Consider the following 18,999-nt stretch of genomic DNA (forward strand, 5'->3'; position numbering starts at 1 on the left):
TCAGGCGTCCTCTTCGACGATGCGGGCGAGCCGGATACGGTTGATCTTGCCCAGCTCGGTGCGGACGATCTCGCGTTCCCGCTCCGGCGCGTTGCCGATGCGCTCCCTGACCGCGTCGCGCATCTGCTCGCCGGTGCGGCCGGTCGCGCAGATCAGGAAGACATGGCCGAACCTCTCCTGGTACGCCAGGTTCAGTTCCAGCATCTCCGCTTTGAGCTCCTCGGAGGCGCCTGCCATGCCGCGCTGCTCGCGGGCCGAGGTCGGGTCGCCCGGCTTGGGGCGGCCGATCGGCGGGTGACCGGCCATGGCCTCGGCGAGGTCGTCGGGGGTCAGCTCGGCCATGGCGGCGTCGCTGGTGGCGTAGAGGTCCTCCGTGGTCGCGTAGGGGCGGGCGGCGAGCAGACGCCGAGCCCACGCCGTGGAGGCGCACGCCTCGAGGAGCACCGCGTGGGCCGCGTGCTCCTCCAGGACGTTGAACCGGGCCAGGCCGGGGGACGTGGAAGTCGAAGTCACGGGAGTCAGCTAACGCCTCCACGCGACAGCACGTCAACACTTTGTTGAAAATTCGGGGTTACGAAACCCGCCCGGGCGCTTTTCCTACGTCTTGTCCCGGTTCAGATAGTTGTAGACCGTGAAGCGGCTCACCCCGAGCGCGCTCGCCACGGTCTCCACGCCGTGCCGTACGGAGAAGGCGCCACGCGCCTCCAATATCCGTACGACCTCCTGCTTGGCCTTGCGGTCCAGATCCGCGAGCGGCTTGCCCCGCTTGCGCTCCATGGCGGCCAGGATGTGGTCGAGGGAGTCCGCGAGCTGCGGCAGTCGTACGGCGACCACGTCGGCGCCCTGCCAGGCGAGCACGACGTCGTCGGGGCCGGCCTCGTCCGGCGGGAGCATCTCGCCGCCCATGGCGTCGACCAGCGGCTTGACCGCCGCGATGAACGGTTCGTCGGCGCTCACGCGTCGGCCTCCCCGAGCACGTTCACCTGGAGGGAGATCCGGGTCGCGCCGGAGGCCAGGGTCCGGCGCAGCAGGGCGTCCACGGCGCCGAGCACCTCGTCGGCGCCGCCTTCCGCGGTGTTGCCGAACGGGCCGACGTCCACCGCGTCCAGTTCGGCCGCCTCGATGACCTCGCGGGCCACGAGCGCGTGCGCCGGGGCCTCGTCGAGGTCGAACGGCTCGGTCGTGAACTCCACTCGCAATCGCACGCGCACAACCTAACGCGCAGTGCCGTTTTCCGCCGAGCCCTCTTGACAACGCCTTCAACCCGACGACAATCTTCCAATAAGCAGAAACTAACTTCCACATTATGGAAACACTCGACACGGAAGGGAGCGCCCGCGACATGCCAGGTTTTTCATGGGACACAGCCGCAGAGCAGCGCTTCAACGTCAACCTGTCGATCCTCTTCACGGAACTCCCGCTCCTGGAGCGCCCCGCGGCAGCCGCCGCGGCCGGCTTCACCGCGGTCGAGCTGTGGTGGCCCTGGATCGACACCCCCACCCCCGAGCGGTCCGAGCTCGACGCGCTGAAGACGGCGATCGAGGACGCGGGCGTCCAGCTCACGGGCCTGAACTTCTACGCCGGCCGGCTGCCGGGCCCCGACCGCGGTGCCCTGTCCGTCCCCGGCGAGGAGTCGGAGCGGTTCCGCGCCAACATCGACGTGGCCGCCGACTTCGCCGGATCACTCGGCGCCACGGCGCTCAACGCCCTGTACGGCAACCGCGTCGAGGGCGTGGACCCGGCCGAGCAGGACGCGCTCGCGCTGGAGAACCTGGTCCTCGCGGCCCGCGCGGCCGACCGGATCGGCGCGATCCTCCTGATCGAGGCCCTCAACAAGCCGGAGTCGCCGCTCTACCCGCTGGTGAGCGCACCCGCGGCGGTGGGGATCGTCGACAAGGTCAACGACGCGACCGGCCTCGGCAACGCGAAGTTCCTCATGGACCTGTACCACCTGTCCATGAACGGCGAGGACCTGCCGGCGGTGATCGAGGAGTTCACCCCGAAGACCGGCCACGTACAGATCGCCGACAACCCGGGTCGCGGCGCGCCCGGTACCGGCTCACTCCCCCTCGAAGACCTCCTCGACCGGCTGAGGAAGGCGGGCTACGACGGCTGGGTCGGCCTCGAGTACAAGCCGGGCGACCGCCCGAGCGCCGAGGCCTTCGACTGGCTGCCCCGCTGACCCCCTTCCCGGAAAGGCACCCCCGATCATGAGCAACCTCCCCAAGATCGCCTGGATAGGCCTCGGCATCATGGGCTCCCCCATGGCCGAGAACCTGGTCAAGGCGGGTTACGACGTCACCGGCTTCACCCTCGAGAAGGACAAGCTGGACCGGCTCGCCGCTGCCGGTGGCATCGCGGCCGGTTCGATCGCGGGGGCCGTGCGGGACGCCGACGTGATCATCACGATGGTGCCCGCCTCCCCGCAGGTCGAGGCCATCGCGTACGGCCCCGAGGGCATCCTGGACAACGCCCGCTCCGGCGCCCTGCTGATCGACATGTCCTCGATCACCCCGCAGACCTCGGTCGACCTGGCGAAGGCGGCGAAAGAGAAGGGCATCCGCGTCCTGGACGCCCCTGTGTCCGGCGGTGAGGCCGGTGCGATCGAGGCGGTGCTGTCCATCATGGTCGGCGGTGAGCAGGCCGACTTCGACGAGGCCGAGCCGATCTTCGAGGCGCTCGGCAAGACCATCGTGCTGTGCGGTCCGCACGGCTCGGGCCAGACCGTGAAGGCCGCGAACCAGCTGATCGTCGCCGTGAACATCCAGGCGTGCGCCGAGGCCGTGGTCTTCCTGGAGAAGTCGGGCGTGGACCTCAAGGCCGCCCTGGACGTCCTGGGCGGCGGTCTCGCCGGCTCGACCGTGCTGACCCGCAAGAAGGACAACTTCCTCCAGCGCGACTTCAAGCCGGGCTTCCGCATCGACCTGCACCACAAGGACATGGGCATCGTCACCGACGCCGCCCGCAATGTCGGCGCGGCTCTGCCCGTCGGCGCCGTGGTCGCCCAGCTGGTCGCCAGTCTGCGTGCGCAGGGCGACGGGGGCCTGGACCACTCGGCGCTGCTTCGGGCCGTGGAGCGCCTGTCCGGCGCCCAGGTCTGATCCCGACTTCCGGTCCGCGGCGGCGCTGACATCTGTCCTGTCGCGCCCAGGCGCCGCCGCGGACCGGAAACCCATGACCTCGCGCTGCGCGAGGACCGAGACACCCTGACCGCGCCCGACGCGCCGGCGACCCGGATGAGGGGTGGTCGCCCGGTACCGGGGGCGGACAGGGGGAGGACCGCGGCGGCGTGCGAGCCAGTGCGGTGGTGAAGGTCCCGGGCCCTCTTTCTTCGACCTGAGGGAAGGAGCGCGCCCCGGTTCCGTCGCGGCCGCCGCGGTCCCGGCAGGACCCGCAGAAAGCAGAGCGCCGGACACGGACAGTCCCGTGTCCGGCGCTCCGCCGTGCGGCGGGTGCGGTCACCGGGGTGCGGATTCCGGCCGACCGCAGCACGCTGTAGGCATGGCAGCACATCCGACACAGCATCCGCATGTGGTGGTGCACGCTCCGGCCCTGGACGGATCGCGGCGGGTCACCGTGGACAAAGAGAATCTCGGCGTCGCCTCGCACCTGGACGACGTCGTGGAGCTGCTCCGGCTCGCCGACCTGGACCGGATCGAGGTCGAGGACGACGACATCGTGGAGTGGCAGGGCGGCGGTCCGGAGGACTGGCCTGGGCTGTCCGAGCACCACGAGCCGTGAGCGGGCGTACGGCAGCGGTCGTAGGCCGGATACGGAATCCTCAAATCAACCTCTGAACATGATTCAGGGGCTTCTGCCGGACCCCTGCTCGGGCGCATTCTCATCAGGCGAGGTCGGCCGGCACGGGGGCGGCGGGCATCGCGACGGGGGACGGCTTCGGGGGAGCCGGGCACGGGAAAGGGCGGTCCGACCATCACGGTGGGACCGCCCTTCAGCTGTGTACGGGGTCAGACCTTGAGCGGCTTGATCGACGTCGGCGCGTGGGCCGGCTCCGTCGCGATCTCCTCGAACTCGACCACGTTGCCGATGTCGTTCGTCGTCGACATCGAGATGTTGGTGACCCGCTCCAGGATCGCCTCGACGACGACCGGGACCTGGAACTCGGCGGCGAGCTTCTTCGCCTGTTCCAGGGCCGCGCCCAGTTCCGCCGGATCGGTCACCCGGATCGCCTTGCAGCCGAGGCCTTCGGCGACCTTGACGTGGTCGACGCCATAGACGCCCAGTTCCGGGGAGTTGACGTTCTCGAACTCCAGGTTGACCTGGAAGTCGATGTCGAAGGCGCGCTGGGCCTGGCGGATCAGGCCCAGGTAGGAGTTGTTCACGAGGACGTGGATGTACGGAATCCTGTGCTGGGCGCCGACGGCCAGCTCCTCGATCATGAACTGGAAGTCGTAGTCACCGGAAAGGGCGACGACCTGTGCCTCCGGGTCGGCCTTGGCGACGCCCAGCGCGGCGGGGATCGTCCAGCCGAGTGGGCCCGCCTGGCCGCAGTTGATCCAGTGGCGCGGCCTGAAGACGTGCAGCATCTGGGCGCCGGCGATCTGGGAGAGGCCGATCGTGGAGACGTACCGGGTCTCGGGGCCGAAGGCCTTGTTCATCTCCTCGTAGACACGCTGCGGCTTGATCGGGATGTCGTCGAAATGCGTACGGCGCTGGAGGGTTGCCTTCTTCTCCTGCGCGGAGGCCGCCCAGGCCGAGCGGTCGGGGAGCCTGCCCGCCGCCTTCAACTCCCTTGCCACCTCGACGAAGAGCTCCAGGGCCGCCTTGGCGTCGGAGGCGATGCCGTAGTCCGGCGCGAAGATCCTGCCGATCTGGGTCGGCTCGACGTCGACGTGGACGAACTTGCGGCCCGCCGTGTAGACGTCCAGCTTGCCGGTGTGGCGGTTGGCCCAGCGGTTGCCGATGCCGAGGACGAAGTCGGACTCCAGGAAGGTGGCGTTGCCGTAGCGGTGCGAGGTCTGCAGGCCCACCATGCCGGCGTTGAGCTCGTGGTCGTCGGACAGGACGCCCCAGCCCATGAGGGTCGGGACGACCGGTGTGCCGGTCAACTCGGCGAACTCGACGAGGAGTTCGGCGGCGTCGGCGTTGATGACACCGCCGCCGGCGACGATCAGGGGGCGCTCGGACTCGTTCAGGAGACCGAGCGCCTTCTCGATCTGCGCGCGGTTCGCGGCCGGCTTGTAGACCGGGAGCGGCTGGTACGTCTCCGGGTCGAACTCGATCTCCGTCAGCTGGACGTCGATCGGCAGGTCGATGAGGACGGGGCCGGGGCGGGCGGAGCGCATGAGGTGGAAGGCCTGCTGGAAGACGCCGGGGACCTGGGCCGCCTCCAGGACGGTGACCGCCATCTTCGTCACCGGCCTCGCGATGGAGGCGATGTCGACGGCCTGGAAGTCCTCCTTGTGGATCACGGCGGTCGGGGCCTGGCCCGTGATGCACAGGATCGGGACGGAGTCGCCGGTCGCGGAGTACAGGCCGGTGATCATGTCGGTGCCGGCGGGTCCTGACGTGCCGATGCAGACACCGATGTTGCCCGCGTGGGTGCGGGTGTAGCCCTCGGCCATGTGCGAGGCGCCCTCGACATGGCGGGCGAGGGTGTGGTGGATGCCGCCGGAGGCCTTGAGCGCGGCGTAGAAGGGGTTGATCGCCGCGCCGGGGACACCGAACGCGTCCGTGACACCTTCGCGCTTGAGGATCTCAACTGCCGCGCGGGCAGCGGTCATTCGAGCCATCGAGTACTCCTGCTTCGACTGCTTCAACTGCTTTGGCTGTCGGATGCGTACTCCCGTCGCGCCCCGCGGCGAGCACTTCCGTATTGCGGAATAACTTTTCTACTATCTGGAAGCAATGTAAGTGGACGGGGCAGGGCCGTCAAGAGACGAAGGTGGCCAAGAGACGGACAGACGCAGGCCTCCTGGGGGACGATGAGGCCATGTCCGAGAGCGTGTCGGTGCGCTGTCCGGTCTGCCGGCGCGAGCACCTCTACGCGGCGCCGTCGTACCCGTGCGAGTGCGGCACGCCGGTCTGCCCACCGCTGGACCGCCACGGCGCGCCCACGGCCGTCGCCCACCAGGTGTGGGAGGAGACGTGGGTCGCCGTGGAGTGCGCGGTCTGCGGCCGCAAGGCCGAGTGGCCGCGGCCGGAGCTGGGTTGTGCCTGCGGGACGGTCCTGCGGATTCCGGTGACCGGGGGCACGTGCCCCGAGACGGAGCCGGACGTGGACGCCTCCGCTCCCCCGCGCCGCGCCTTCCAGCCGATCACGATCCGCACCGCGCGCGACGCGGTCACCGTCGCCGCGCTGTATCTGCGCTGGCTCGGCTACCAGGACATCCGGCGCGCGGACCAGCGTCCGCCGTCCGGCATCGGCCTCGCGGCCCGCGGGCTGCTGGCCCAGGTGGACCCGACCGTGCGGCCGGCCTCGCTGCGGGACGTGGAGTGCCTGTGGCTGACGGCCATGACGGAGTCCGCGCACTGCGTGTACTTCTCACTGGCCGGCTACACCACCGAGGCCCGCGCCCGCGCCGACGCCCTCGGCGTCCCGCTGTTCGTCCTGGACCTGACGGGCACGCCACAACCGGTGAACGGCCTGGCCGACGAACTGGGAGGTTAGGCCGCCGGGGGTTCGGGCCGACTCGGCGAGTGCTGCGCCTGATGAACGGCCTGCTGAACCCGGCCGCCCGGGACTTCTCCTCCGACGGGGAGCGGCTCGCGGCGCCGCGCGCGAGATGCCTGAGGCCCGACCCGCCGGGCGCTGGCAGCGGGCCCCGCGGCCGCTCCGACGGACACCCAGAACTCGCCCAGGGCCTGAGCAACGTGCGGTCCGGTTCCACCACGCCGGGCGCGGCCACCGAGACCAGCGTGCGGGCCACGGCCACACCACCGCCAGGCACGCGCCACTCAAAGCTTGCGGACCGACCCGCCGGGGGCGGCCGGCCACCGACTTCCGCCACGCCGGGCGCAGCCACCGAGACCGGCGTGCCGCCCACGGCAACACCCGGCACAACCTTCCACAACCAACGCCAGGCACGCGGCACGCACAACTTGCGGACCGACCTGCCGGGGCGGCCACCGACTCCCGCCACACCGGGTACGGCCACCGAGACCGGTGATGGTCGCACCCGGCTCAGCCGACCAGGACCACCGCCGGGTGTGCGGCATGTGAACGGTCCGCGCGTGGCCGGTGCGCCGTAGACGCGTCGGCGGTGTGTTCAGTCCTCCGCGTACGTCTCCCGCAGCTCGACCTTGCGCACCTTCCCGGACACCGTCATCGGGAAGGCGTCGAGGATCTTCAGCCGGCTCGGGATCTTGTAGTGGGCCAGCCGCCCCTCGCAGAAGCCGCGGAGATCCTCCAGGGTCGGCGGGTGTGCCGGGTCCCGTGGGATGACGCAGGCCAGCACCTCCTCGCCGTAGCGCTCATGAGGAACCCCGACGACCTGGACGTCCGCGATCTTCGGGTGGCCGTAGAGGAACTCCTCGATCTCGCGCGGGTAGATGTTCTCGCCACCCCGGATGATCATGTCCTTGATGCGGCCGACGATCTCGACGTAGCCGTCCTCGCGCATCGTCGCCAGGTCACCGGTGTGCATCCAGCGTCCGGCGTCCACGGCCTCCGCCGTCTTCTCGGGCTCGTTCCAGTAGCCGAGCATCACGCTGTACCCGCGGGTGCACAACTCTCCCGCTGCACCCCGGGGTTGGGTGGCCCCGGTCGCCGGGTCGACGACCTTGATCTCGATGTGCGGCAGGACGCGGCCGACCGTGCCGGTGCGGTGCTCGAGGTCGTCGTCCCTGCGGGTCTGCAAGGACACCGGGGACGTCTCGGTCATGCCGTAGCAGATGGACACCTCCGCCATGTGCATCTCGGCGACCACCCGCTTCATCACCTCCACCGGGCAGGGCGAGCCCGCCATGATGCCGGTGCGCAGGGAGGAGAGGTCGTACGTCGCGAAGTCGGGGAGGTTCAACTCCGCGATGAACATGGTCGGAACGCCGTACAGCGAGGTGCAGCGCTCCTGCTGGACCGCGCGCAGGGTCGCCGCCGGGTCGAAGGACGGGGCCGGGATGACCACGCAGGCGCCGTGCGAGGTCGCCGCCAGGTTGCCCATCACCATGCCGAAACAGTGGTAGAAGGGCACCGGGACGCAGACCCGGTCCTGCTCGCTGTAGTCGATCAACTCGCCGACGAAGTACCCGTTGTTGAGGATGTTGTGGTGGGAGAGGGTGGCTCCCTTGGGGAAGCCCGTCGTGCCCGAGGTGTACTGGATGTTGATCGGGTCGTCGCAGGACAGTTCCGGGTACGCCGCATCGCGGCCGCCGCGCCCCAGCAACTCCCCCCAGCTCGGGTGGCCGAAGTACACGACCTCCCGCAACTCCCGGCACCTGCCGCGCACTTCGTCGACCATCGCACGGTAGTCGCTGCTCTTGTGGCTGAGCGAGGCGAACAGCAGGGAGATCCCCGCCTGGTTGAGGACGTACTCGACCTCGTGGGTGCGGTACGCCGGGTTGATGTTCACCATGACCGCGCCGATCCGCGCGGTGGCGTACTGCACGAGCACCCACTCGGGACAGTTGACCGCCCAGATCCCCACCCGGTCGCCCTTGACGACCCCGGAGGCGAGCAACGCGGACGCCAGCTCATCGACGTCGGCGCCGAACCGGGCGTACGTCCAACGCCGCCCGGACGGCACGTCGACGAGCGCCTCGCGCTCCGGCCAGGCGGCCACGGCCCGGTCCAGGTTGTCGCCGATGGTGTCGCCGAGCAGTTCCGTCGTGCTCACGCCGTGCGTGTACGAGTTCACCGGAAGTCCTCCTCGCGGTACTCGGCGTCCGACCCCGCCGCCGTCGCCTCACGCAGTTCGATCCGCCGGATCTTGCCGGAGACCGTCTTGGGCAGCTCCGCGAACTCCAGCCGCCGGATCCGCTTGTACGGCGCCAGCGACTCCCGGGAGTGCTCGAACAGCACCTTGGCGGTGTCGGGACCGGGCTCCCAGCCCTCCGCAAGGACGACGTACGCCTTCGGGACCGCGAGCCGCAGCTCGTCCGGCGCGGGCACGACGGCCGCCTCGGCCACCGCCTCGTGTTCGAGGAGCGCGCTCTCCAGCTCGAAGGGGCTGATCTTGTAGTCGGAGGCCTTGAAGACGTCGTCGCTGCGCCCGATGTAGGTCAGGTACCCCTCTTCGTCCCTCGACGCCACGTCGCCGGTCCGGTAGTAACCGCCCGCCATCGCCTCCGCCGTGCGGTCCGGGTCGCCGTGGTAGCCGGTCATCAGGCCGACCGGCCGGGCCGACAGGTCCAGCGCGATCTCGCCCTCGGCCGCGCCGGGCGCGCCGGACACCGGGTCGAGGAGCTCCACCTTGAAGCCGGGGCTCGGGCGGCCCATGGAACCGGTCTTCAGCACCTGCCCGGGGCTGTTGGAGACCTGGACGGCCGTCTCGGTCTGGCCGAAGCCGTCCCGGATGGTGATGCCCCATGCCCGTCGGACCTGCTCGATGACCTCGGGGTTCAGCGGCTCGCCAGCGGCCACCACCTCGCGCGGCTTTCGGCGCAGCTGGGTCAGGTCGGCCTGGATGAGCATGCGCCACACGGTCGGCGGTGCGCAGAAGGTCGTGACCCCCGCCCGGTCCATCTCGGACATCAGACGGCCCGCGTCGAAGCGCGTGTAGTTGTGGATGAAGACGGTCGCCTCCGCGTTCCACGGCGCGAACAGATTGGACCAGGCGTGCTTGGCCCAGCCCGGCGAGGAGATGTTCAGATGCACGTCGCCGGGCCTCAGGCCGATCCAGTACATGGTCGCCAGGTGCCCGATCGGGTACGAGGTGTGCGTGTGCTCGACGAGCTTGGGGCGGGCCGTCGTACCGGAGGTGAAGTACAGCATCAACGGGTCGTCGGCGAGGGTCGGACCGTCGGGCAGGAACTCCTCCGAGGCGGTGTACGCGTCCTCGTACGGCTGCCAGCCCTCCGGTACGCCGCCGACGGCGATACGCGTGTAGTCGCCGGGCACCTCGTCGAACTTGCCGGTGTCCTCGGCCCGCACCAGGACGTGCCGCACCCGGCCGCGCTCGACGCGGTCGCGCAGGTCGGCGGGGCCGAGCAGCGGGGTCGCCGGGATGACGACGGCACGCAGCTTCATGGCCGCGAGGGCCGTCTCCCACAGCTCCGCCTGGTTGCCCAGCATGACGAGGATCCGGTCTTCGGCCTCCACTCCGCGCTCGCGCAGCAGATTGGCGACCCGGTTGGACCGTTCGGCCATCTCGGCGAAGGAGAGGCGGATCTCGCTGCCGTCCTCCTCGACGATGTGGAGGGCCGTGCGGTCGTTGCCCTCGGCGATGACGTCGAACCAGTCGAGCGCCCAGTTGAAGTGCTGCGGGCGGGGCCAGACGAAGCCCTCGTACGCCGTCGCGTAGTCCTCGCGGTGCTGGAGCAGGAAGTCCCGCGCCCCGCGGAAGTCCTCCGTAGCCGTCATCTTGCGTCCTCCTTGGTGCCGGACCTTGCCGGGCGGCTCTCTGCCATCGTGTAATCCGTGATGCAGGTCTCACTACCCCCGAACGGGGGTGTGTGCCGCAGCGAAGGGACGAGCAGGTGTCGGTGAACCCGGGCGGAGCAGTGGAGATCCGGCGTGCACTCGTGCGGCTGCGGCGCACGACGGGGCTGCCGGTCGCCTTCGGCGGTCTGGTCGAGCCCGACCGGTCGCGGATCCGGATCAGCGAACTGAGCGGTACGGCCACCACCTCACTCCTCGCGCTCGCGGTGACCTCGGGCAACGGACTCGGCGGCAAGGCGGTCGCACTGGCCCGCCCGTGCGCCGTGGCGGACTACTCCATGTCCCGGCAGATCAGCCATGAGTACGACGCCGCCGTCGCCGCCGAGGGGCTGCGCTCGGTGCTGGCCGTGCCGGTGGTCGTACGGCGCCGGGTGCGCGGCGTCCTGTACGGCGCTCTGCGGGACGCCCGGCCGCTCGGCGACCGCACGCTGACGGCGGCGGTGGACGCCGCGCGGGACGTGGAGCAGGCGCTGGTCGTCGACGACGAGGCGCGGGACGTACTGGTGGCGGCGCGGGCCGAGCCGCGGCGCGACGACACCTCCACGTGGGAGCAGGTCCGGGAGGCGCATGCGGCGCTGCGGGCGCTGGCCCCGCGCATCGGCGACCCGGCGCTGCGGGCCGACCTGCTCGACGCCTGCGCGCTCCTGACCCCGGATGCAGGGGCCTCGAAAGGCATCGCCCTCGCACCGCGTGAGCTGGACGTCCTGGCCTGCGTGGCAGCCGGGGCGACGAACGCCGCGGCAGCGGACAGGCTGGGAGTGAGAGCCGAGACGGTGAAGGCGTACCTGCGGTCGGCCATGCGGAAGCTCGGGGCCAGGACCCGTGGAGAGGCGGTGGTCGCCGCACGCCGGGCGGGACTGCTCCCGTGACAACCCGGCTCCTCCCGTAACATTGGTAGACATCTCATTCATTCACGGGTGCTTTGAATTTTTCCATGCGGAACCGGTTGTTATTTCCCTCACCACCTCTTCCCGCCGAATTTCAAAGCACCTTGCCTAATATTGGCCAGGACACGACACAGGGAGGGGAGCGGTGACCGTGCCACGCGACTTCCAGGAGCCCGCGAGATGCCGCCCTGACCTGGTCATCGGCAGGGACGAGCTGTTCGGCCAGGCCCGTGAGCAGCTGGCCCGCGGCGGCAGCGTGCTCCTGCACGGCCCGGCCGGAATTGGAAAGTCGACCGTCCTGCGGGCCCTGGCCGCGGAATACGGCGGAGCGGCCCACACCGTGCTGCGCTGTTCGGCCACCGAGTCGGAATCCCACCTCCCCTTCCTGGCCCTGGCCGACCTCTTCGGTCTGGTCCTCGACGACGTCTCCGACAAGCTGCCCGCCGCCCAGCGCACCGCGCTCGAGTCGGCGCTGACCGGACGCGGTGAGTCCACCCTCCAGCGCGACGGCCTGGCCCTGCGCCTGGCCGTGCTGTCGGCACTGCGCGCCCTCGCCGCCGAGGGGCCCGTCCTGGTCGTCGCCGACGACGTTCAGTGGCTGGACCCCGCGAGCCTGGAACTGCTCGGCTTCGCCGCCCGGCGGCTCGGCGACATCCCGGTGCGGATGCTGTGCGCGGTCCGGACCGACGGTCCCGAGTACGACCGTCATCTACGCGCGTTGCCACCGGACAGTCTCGCCGTCCGCTTCAACCCGCTCACCCGCGCACAGGTGGCCGCGCTGCTCGACCACCGCGGCTACACCGGCCTGCAGCGCTCCACCGTCCGGGACATCCACCGCACCAGCGGCGGCAACCCGTTCTACGCCCTGGAACTCGGCCGCGCGCTCACCGAGAACCCGACCCCGCCCCGCCCCGGTGAGCCGCTGCCGGTGCCCACCTCGCTCCGGGCCCTGGTGCTCAGCCGCCTGGAGATGCTGTCCGAGGAGGCCCGCCGCACCCTCCTGGTGGCGAGCGCGGGCGCCCGCCCAACGCCGGCCCTCCTGCACGCGGCCGGCCGCACGGACGCCGAGGCGGAGATGGCCCAGGCGGCCGCGCTGGGCCTGCTCGCGACGGAGGCCGAGGGTCCCGCCGTACGCTTCGCGCATCCCCTGATCTCGGCCGCGCTGTACGCGGAGGCGCCCGCGCAGGACCGGCGGGACGCGCACCGCGCGCTGTCCACGGCCGCCTCCGACCCGATCGAGCGGGCCCGCCATCTGGCCCTCGCGACCATCGGCACCGACCCGGAGGTGGCCGCCCGGCTCGCCGAGGCCGCGGCCCTGGCCCGGGACCGGGGCGCACCCTCGATGGCCGCCTCCCTCGGGCTGCTGTCGGCCCGGCACACCCCGGCCGACAGTGTGCCCGCTCCTGACGTACGGCGGCTCGCGGCGGCCGAGGACGCGATCACCGCCGGTGAGCTGGACCTCGCCCGGGACATCGCCCGGGACGTGCTCACCCGGGCGACCGTGCCCGCGGACCGGGTGCGGGCCTGGATCATCGTGATCGACACCGCGGGTCACGCCATGACGGAGGTCGACGCGGTCTTCCCGCAGGCGCTGGCCGACGCGGGCGACGACCCCGAACTGCTCGCCCTGATCCGCTACCAGCTGGCCTGGCGCGCCCTGCTCGTCGAGGGCGACTTCGACGAGGCCCGCGGGGAGGCCGCGCACTCGGCAGCTCTCGCCGCACGGGCCGGCGACCGCTACAACGAACTGATGGCGCTGTCCTTCCAGGCCCAGCTGGAGACCCTCATGGGCCATCCGGACGCCCCCGCGACCATCAAGCGCGCCCTGAAGGAGCCCCAGGACCCGCGAGTGTCCTGCCATCACAACGGCGCCGGGTACTCCCGCTTCCGCTGGCTGATCATGAGCGACCAGCTGCCCGAGGCCCGCGCGACGGTCACCGCGCTGCTGCGCGAGGTGCGGCGGCGCGGTTCGGTCGAGAGCGAGGTGCACTTCCTGCGCGGGGTGGCCGAGACCGAACTGCGCTCAGGGCACTGCGGGCGGGCGCTCGACCTGGCCCGGGAGAGCCTGATGATGGCCCGGGACACCGGGATCGGCGAGGTGGCCTCGGCCGTGCTCGCCTCCATCGCGGAGGCCTCGGGCGGCACTGTCGAGCGGGCGCTCGAACTGGCCCGGGAGGCGGTCGATCACGCCGAGGAGAACGGCGACCAGATGTACGAGTCCCGGGGCCTGGCCGTCCTCGGGTACGCGCAGCTCGTCGCCGGGGACGCGCAGGGCGCGGTCCGTTCGCTGCGCCGGGTGCGCGAGCTGGAGCAGGGGCTCGGCATCACGGACCCGGCGCGCGGCCGCTGGCAGGGCGACCTCGCCGAGGCCCTCGTACGCATCGGGGAGACCGGCGAGGCACAGGACGTCATCGACGTGACGCGGGTGAGCGCGCTCCGGCTGGGCCGGGAGAGCGTGCTCGCCGTACTGGACCGGGCCGAGGCACTGGTGCGCGCGGCGCGCGGTGAACACGAGGCGGCGCTGGTCCAGTTGACGTCGGTGCAGGATCGTCTCGCCAAGCTGGGCTACGGCCTGGAGGAGGCGCGCGCCGCCTTCGCCCTGGCCCAGCTGCGCACCCGACGCCCGGGGCCGACGTCGTACGACGAGGCGGCCCGGCTCTTCAGGCGCTGCCGGGCGCTGCCCTGGCTGCGCCAGGTGGAGGCGGCCGCGCTGGCCCGGCCGGAGGAGCCGGATGCCGCGCCCACCGCCGCGCCGGACGGTCTGGAAGGGCTCCAGGGGCTCGAAGGGCTGGCCTCGATGGAGCGTCAGGTGGCCGCGCTCGTCATGGAGGGCGCCACCAACCGGGAGATAGCCGCGCGGCTGTTCATCAGTGTGAAGACGGTCGAGGCGACCCTCACCCGGGTCTACCGCAAGCTCGGGATCCGCTCCCGGGTGGACATCGTCCGGCTGGCGGCGGGGCGCCGACCGTAGCTGACGGTCCGTCAGAAATGCTCTCCCCAGGGCGGACCGAGGGTTTTCCCTGCCCAACTCCGCTAGGGGGTTCCCTCATTGGGAAGGGGAACTTCCGCGTTCTAGCTTATGAACATGCCGCTCGCCCGGGCATACGGGGGTCGGTCCCGCGACCCCCGTGTACACCCCCACACCCGCGCGACCCCCCACCGGCAACCCTGAGGAGACTCACTGATGTTCGGTCTCACCCGTGCGAAAAAGGCCACCGGCGTCGCCCTGGCGACCGCCGCTGCCGCGGCCACCGCGTTGCTCGGCGCCCCCACCGCCGTCGCCGCTCCCCAGCCCATCGTCGGCGGTACGACGACGACCACGACCTCGTACCCGTTCATGATGCAGATCACGGACGCCTCGCAGAACCAGTTCTGCGGCGGCACCCTGGTCTCCGCAACCAAGGTCGTCACCGCGGCCCACTGCATGGTCGGTGAGACCACCAGCAGTGTGAGAGTCGTCGGCGGTCGCACCTACCTCAACGGCACCAACGGCACGGTCAGCCGGGTCAGCAAGATCTGGATCAACCCGGACTACACGGACGCCACCAACGGCGACGACGTGGCCGTGCTGACGCTGTCGACATCGATGCCGTACACCACGGCGTCCTACGTCTCCTCGTCCCAGACCAGCGTGTACGCGGCCGGCACCACGGCCCGCATCGTCGGCTGGGGCACCACCTCGGAGAGCGGCAGCTCCTCCAACCAGCTGCGGACCGCGACCGTGCCGATCGTGTCCAACTCCAGCTGTGCCAGTTCCTACGGCTCCGACTTCGTCGCGAGCGACATGGTTTGCGCCGGATACACATCCGGCGGCGTAGACACCTGCCAGGGCGACAGCGGCGGTCCCCTGCTCATCGGGGGCGTCCTGGCAGGTATCACTTCCTGGGGAGAGGGGTGCGCGGAGGCCGGTTACCCGGGTATTTACACCCGGCTGACCACCTTCTCCAGCCTCGTGACCGCGCAGGTCAACTCGTAGGTCCCCAGAGGTTCTCCTGAGCATCGCTCAGGTGAGAAGCCGGGGGCGTTGCGGGCCACCACGAGCGGCCCGCAGCGCCCCCTGTCCATGTGTGCGATCCGTGTTTCAATGACCGCCATGGTGTCAACGGACCGTGTCCTCGCCTTCGCCGCGATGTCCCTGCTGGTCATCGTCATCCCGGGGCCCAGCGTGCTGTTCGTCATCGGCCGGGCCCTCGCGCACGGCAGGCGTACCGCGGTGGCGACGGCGATCGGCAACGTCTTCGGTTCCTACCTGCTCGTCGTGGCGGTCGCGGTCGGGATCGGTTCCCTGGTGGAACGGTCGATGGCCGTCTATCTGGCGGTGAAGCTGGCGGGCGCCGCGTATCTGGTCTTCCTCGGGGTGCAGGCGTTCCGGCACCGCAAGGAGCTGAAGGCCTCGGCGATCGCCTCCCGGTCCGCCGGACCGGCGCGGGGTGACCTGCGGACGGTGCTCGACGGCGCCCTCGTCGGCGTCACCAACCCCAAGGGCATCGTCTTCTTCGCGGCCGTGCTCCCCCAGTTCGTGGACCACTCGGCGGGCCACGTCCCGGCGCAGATGCTGCTGCTCGGCCTGGTCCCGATCACCATCGGCCTGGTCACGGACACCCTGTGGGGCCTGACCGCGTCGGCCGCCCGCACCTGGTTCGCCCGCTCCGACCGCCGCCTCTCGGTGATCGGCGGCGCGGGCGGGTTCACGATGATCGGGCTGGGGCTGACGGTCGCGGTGACGGGGCGGGCGGACTGAGCGGTCCCCTTCGGCGGGTCACCTTCCTACGACGGTCCCGAACCGGATGTCGTACGGCGTCCCCGGGTGCAGCGTGGCGAGCATCCGCTGCCCCTCCGCGGTGACGTCCTTCTGCTGGGCCTTGGTGAGCCGGTCGAAGGGCTGGACGACGAGCGTGTCCCCGGTGAGCTTCCAGACGCCCGCGAGGAAGCCGTCGACGAGGAGCGTGCAGTAGGCCTGGTTGCCCTGCCAGCTGCGGCCCCAGTACTCCTTGGGCACCACGCGGGTGCGGTCGGCGTGGGAGAGCAGCAGGTTGTCGAACTCCGGCAGGAAGCGCGGCGGGGCCGGCGTGTCCTCGGCGGGGCGGGACGCGTCGGGGAGGTCGAAGAGTTCGACGCCGTTCTCGTCGCGGAAGATGCGCAGCTGGGGGCGGAGCCGCTCGAAGGCGTCGCGCAGGCGGGTGAGTCCGGCCCAGGTCTGCATGTCCTTGACGGAGGCGGGGCCGAAGGCGGCGAGGTAGCGCAGGACGGTGGCGTCGGGGGTGGATCCGGATGGTGTGGGTTCAGTGGGGGTGGGTTCGGCGGGGCGTCCGAGCCAGTGCTGTGCCGTGGTGAGCGCGACCTGGCCGCTTCTCCCCCAGAGTCCGCGCGGGGTGACCTGGACGAGGGGCAGCTTGCAGCGGGCGGCGATGGCGAGCGCCTGCGGGTCGGCGTCCGGCCACTCGGTGAGGAGTGCCTCGCGCAGCTGCTTCATGGTGCGCGGCTCCGCCTCGACGAGTTCCCGGGCGAGGACGGCGAGGCGGTCGAGGTCGACGCCCTGAAGTCCCTTGCGGAAGTTGATGAGTTCGCGGTCGCGGGCGGGCTGCACGAGGGGCCGCAGGGTGAGGCAGTCCTCGGCGGTGTGGGTGTGGATGGTCGAGCGCATGGTGACGATCCGGACGACCTCGCGGTCGGCCATCAGCTCCGACAGCTCCTCGGGGGCGAAACCGTCGAGGCGGGCGGCGAGCGCGTAGTACGGCGGTTTGACGTTCTGGGCCTGGAGGCCGAGCAGATGTCCGACGGCGGCCTTCGCGGACAGGCCGGACCGGCGCAGGAGCAGCTGCCGGTCGAGGGTCGCGCGATTGAGGGCGCGGGGGCTGAGCACGGGGGCCGACGCGGTCGTCTTGGTCATACGGAACACGCTAGAGCTCCTTGCGGACATGTCCTGTCCGCAACTCTCACCGAGAATCAGTGACGTCTCCCCCCTACGATGTCATTTGCCCCGTATACCCTGCTCCGTGATCACGCCGACGTCGGCTCGACCCGAGAGCGAGAGGCAGCCACGATGTCCGAGCGACGCGCCCGCCCCGCCGCGAAGAGCTCCGCCGCCAAGGGTTCCGCCGCCAAGGGTTCCAAGAAGTCCGCCTGGCGCCGTGCCCTGACCCCGCCTTCCGCCCCGCCTCAGACTCCGGCGCCCGGCGCCGAACCACCCGCCCCCGAGACGGCCGAGCCGCCGAGCATCGTCCAGGCGGCTCTCTACCGCGACGGCGTGCGCGTCTCCTCCCCCGCGACGCTCGCGGACACCTTCCGCGAACTGCGCGAACAGCCGTCCGGAATGGCCTGGATCGGCCTGGCTCGCCCCACGGAGAGCGAACTCCTCTCCCTGGCGGCTGAGTTCGACCTGCATCCGCTGTCCGTCGAGGACGCGATGGAGGCCCACCAGCGCCCGAAGCTGGAGCGCTACGGCGACACGCTCTTCGTGGTGCTTCGGGCGGCCCGCTATCTGGACGCCCCCGAGGAGGTCGACTTCGGCGAACTGCACGTGTTCGTGGGCCCGGACTTCGTGATCACTGTCCGGCACGGGGCGGCCCCGGACCTCTCGGCGGTCCGTCACCGCATGGAGGGGACACCGGAGCTGCTGCGCCTGGGCCCCGAGGCCGTCCTCTACGCCATCCTGGACACCGTGGTCGACGGCTACGCGCCGGTCGTCTCGGGCGTCCAGAACGACATCGACGAGATCGAGACGGAGGTCTTCCGGGGCGACCCGGAGGTCTCCCGCCGTATCTACGAACTCTCCCGCGAAATGGTCGAGTTCCAGCGCGCCACCCGCCCCCTGGTCGGCATGCTGCACGCCTTGATGGCCGGCTTCGCGAAGTACGGCACGGACGAGGAACTGCAGCGCTACCTGCGGGACGTCGCCGACCACGTCACCCACACCAGCGAACGAGTCGACGGCTTCCGCCAGGCCCTCACCGACATCCTCACGGTCAACGCGACCCTCGTCACCCAGCAACAGAACGCGGAGATGCGGGCGTTGGCGGAGGCGGGGTTCGAACAGAACGAGGAGATCAAGAAGATCTCGAGCTGGGCGGCGATTCTGTTTGCTCCGACGCTCGTGGGGACCATTTACGGGATGAACTTCGAGCACATGCCGGAGTTGAGCTGGAGGTTCGGATACCCCTTCGCGATCGGCTTGATGGGGGTGGTTTGCGTTAGTTTGTACGTGATTTTCAAGCGGAGGGACTGGCTCTAAGCTCCCCTTGGCGAGCTCAGTCCATCTGCGGTCTTTGCTCTCGCGCCGGGCGCAGGTCGGGCTGGAACCGGCCCTGGGGAGCCCCTGGGGAGAGGTGATGCAGGCGATCTCCTCTTCCTGCTTCTATCGGGCACCTGACCAGGGTTTTTGGCGCCCATCGAGCACTGGGGAGCAACCGGGGAGAAACGACCGTCCTGCAACACGCCCAGTGGCAGTGTGCCGGGTCGCCGTATGCGACGCCCTGCAACCTCCACACAGCGGGAGAGCGAGAAGCACTGTCACAGACAGTGATATTAGCGCGCGGTGGAAATTGACTTCCGGTG

General features: G+C 70.6%; 16 protein-coding genes. 9 read left to right on the forward strand and 7 right to left on the reverse strand.

Going from position 1 to position 18,999, the window contains the following annotated elements; genetic code table 11:
• From uraD to RNB18_RS22870, 3 genes are all read right to left on the reverse strand, one after another.
• Positions 1-513 (reverse strand): 2-oxo-4-hydroxy-4-carboxy-5-ureidoimidazoline decarboxylase, encoded by a 513-nt coding sequence (gene uraD / locus RNB18_RS22860; RefSeq protein WP_311715955.1) that lies wholly within the window; start codon positions 511-513, stop codon positions 1-3.
• Between the two features lie 84 nt (positions 514-597).
• Positions 598-906 (reverse strand): helix-turn-helix domain-containing protein, encoded by a 309-nt coding sequence (locus tag RNB18_RS22865; protein ID WP_311716030.1) that lies wholly within the window; start codon positions 904-906, stop codon positions 598-600.
• A 47-nt stretch (positions 907-953) separates the two neighbouring features.
• A complete protein-coding gene (locus RNB18_RS22870; protein WP_311715956.1) occupies positions 954-1,205 on the reverse strand; it encodes a hypothetical protein in 252 nt (83 codons plus the stop codon).
• A gap of 137 nt (positions 1,206-1,342) precedes the next feature.
• Between RNB18_RS22870 and RNB18_RS22875 the strand changes: the two genes are divergently transcribed.
• The 3 genes from RNB18_RS22875 (at position 1,343) to RNB18_RS22885 (ending at position 3,741) form a co-directional block, all read left to right on the forward strand.
• Positions 1,343-2,182 (forward strand): TIM barrel protein, encoded by an 840-nt coding sequence (locus RNB18_RS22875; RefSeq protein ID WP_311715957.1) that lies wholly within the window; start codon positions 1,343-1,345, stop codon positions 2,180-2,182.
• Between the two features lie 28 nt (positions 2,183-2,210).
• Positions 2,211-3,101: a 2-hydroxy-3-oxopropionate reductase gene (locus tag RNB18_RS22880; protein ID WP_311715958.1), complete on the forward strand. Its 891-nt coding sequence runs from the start codon at positions 2,211-2,213 to the stop codon at positions 3,099-3,101.
• A 400-nt stretch (positions 3,102-3,501) separates the two neighbouring features.
• On the forward strand, positions 3,502-3,741 hold the full coding sequence (locus RNB18_RS22885) for a hypothetical protein (protein ID WP_311715959.1): 240 nt from the start codon (positions 3,502-3,504) through the stop codon (positions 3,739-3,741).
• A 227-nt stretch (positions 3,742-3,968) separates the two neighbouring features.
• On the opposite strand, the gene gcl is transcribed toward RNB18_RS22885, so the two are convergent.
• Positions 3,969-5,753 carry a glyoxylate carboligase gene (gene gcl, locus RNB18_RS22890; protein ID WP_311715960.1) on the reverse strand — a complete coding sequence of 595 codons (1,785 nt, stop codon included), beginning with the start codon at positions 5,751-5,753 and terminating at the stop codon, positions 3,969-3,971.
• 200 nt (positions 5,754-5,953) lie between these two features.
• On the opposite strand from gcl, the gene RNB18_RS22895 reads away from it, so the two are divergent.
• Positions 5,954-6,631, forward strand: coding sequence for a hypothetical protein (locus RNB18_RS22895; RefSeq protein ID WP_311715961.1), 678 nt, complete (start codon positions 5,954-5,956; stop codon positions 6,629-6,631).
• 598 nt (positions 6,632-7,229) lie between these two features.
• Here RNB18_RS22895 and RNB18_RS22900 read toward each other — a convergent pair.
• Positions 7,230-8,816: an AMP-binding protein gene (locus RNB18_RS22900; RefSeq protein ID WP_311715962.1), complete on the reverse strand. Its 1,587-nt coding sequence runs from the start codon at positions 8,814-8,816 to the stop codon at positions 7,230-7,232.
• Positions 8,813-10,480 carry an AMP-binding protein gene (locus RNB18_RS22905; protein ID WP_311715963.1) on the reverse strand — a complete coding sequence of 556 codons (1,668 nt, stop codon included), beginning with the start codon at positions 10,478-10,480 and terminating at the stop codon, positions 8,813-8,815. The genes RNB18_RS22900 and RNB18_RS22905 overlap by 4 nt, the downstream gene beginning before the upstream one ends.
• A gap of 122 nt (positions 10,481-10,602) precedes the next feature.
• Here RNB18_RS22905 and RNB18_RS22910 point away from each other — a divergent pair, with 122 nt between their 5' ends.
• The 4 genes from RNB18_RS22910 to RNB18_RS22925 all read left to right on the forward strand — a co-directional run bounded on the left by RNB18_RS22910 (position 10,603) and on the right by RNB18_RS22925 (position 16,186).
• Positions 10,603-11,427, forward strand: coding sequence for a response regulator transcription factor (locus RNB18_RS22910; protein ID WP_394817655.1), 825 nt, complete (start codon positions 10,603-10,605; stop codon positions 11,425-11,427).
• 163 nt (positions 11,428-11,590) lie between these two features.
• Positions 11,591-14,416, forward strand: a complete 2,826-nt coding sequence (locus RNB18_RS22915; protein WP_311715964.1) for a helix-turn-helix transcriptional regulator — start codon at positions 11,591-11,593, stop codon at positions 14,414-14,416.
• A 213-nt stretch (positions 14,417-14,629) separates the two neighbouring features.
• Entirely contained in the window at positions 14,630-15,421 is a 792-nt protein-coding gene (locus RNB18_RS22920; RefSeq protein ID WP_311715965.1) for a S1 family peptidase, read from the forward strand.
• 117 nt (positions 15,422-15,538) lie between these two features.
• Positions 15,539-16,186, forward strand: coding sequence for a LysE family translocator (locus RNB18_RS22925; protein WP_311715966.1), 648 nt, complete (start codon positions 15,539-15,541; stop codon positions 16,184-16,186).
• 18 nt (positions 16,187-16,204) lie between these two features.
• Here RNB18_RS22925 and RNB18_RS22930 read toward each other — a convergent pair whose 3' ends face one another.
• On the reverse strand, positions 16,205-17,335 hold the full coding sequence (locus RNB18_RS22930) for a winged helix DNA-binding domain-containing protein (RefSeq protein WP_311715967.1): 1,131 nt from the start codon (positions 17,333-17,335) through the stop codon (positions 16,205-16,207).
• Positions 17,336-17,488: 153 nt separating this feature from the next.
• On the opposite strand from RNB18_RS22930, the gene RNB18_RS22935 reads away from it, so the two are divergent.
• Positions 17,489-18,676, forward strand: a complete 1,188-nt coding sequence (locus tag RNB18_RS22935; RefSeq protein ID WP_311715968.1) for a magnesium and cobalt transport protein CorA — start codon at positions 17,489-17,491, stop codon at positions 18,674-18,676.
• The last annotated feature ends 323 nt before the right edge of the window (positions 18,677-18,999 follow it).

The sequence above is a fragment of the Streptomyces doebereineriae genome, assembly GCF_031845645.1.
Classification (GTDB): Bacteria; Actinomycetota; Actinomycetes; order Streptomycetales; family Streptomycetaceae; genus Streptomyces; species Streptomyces canus.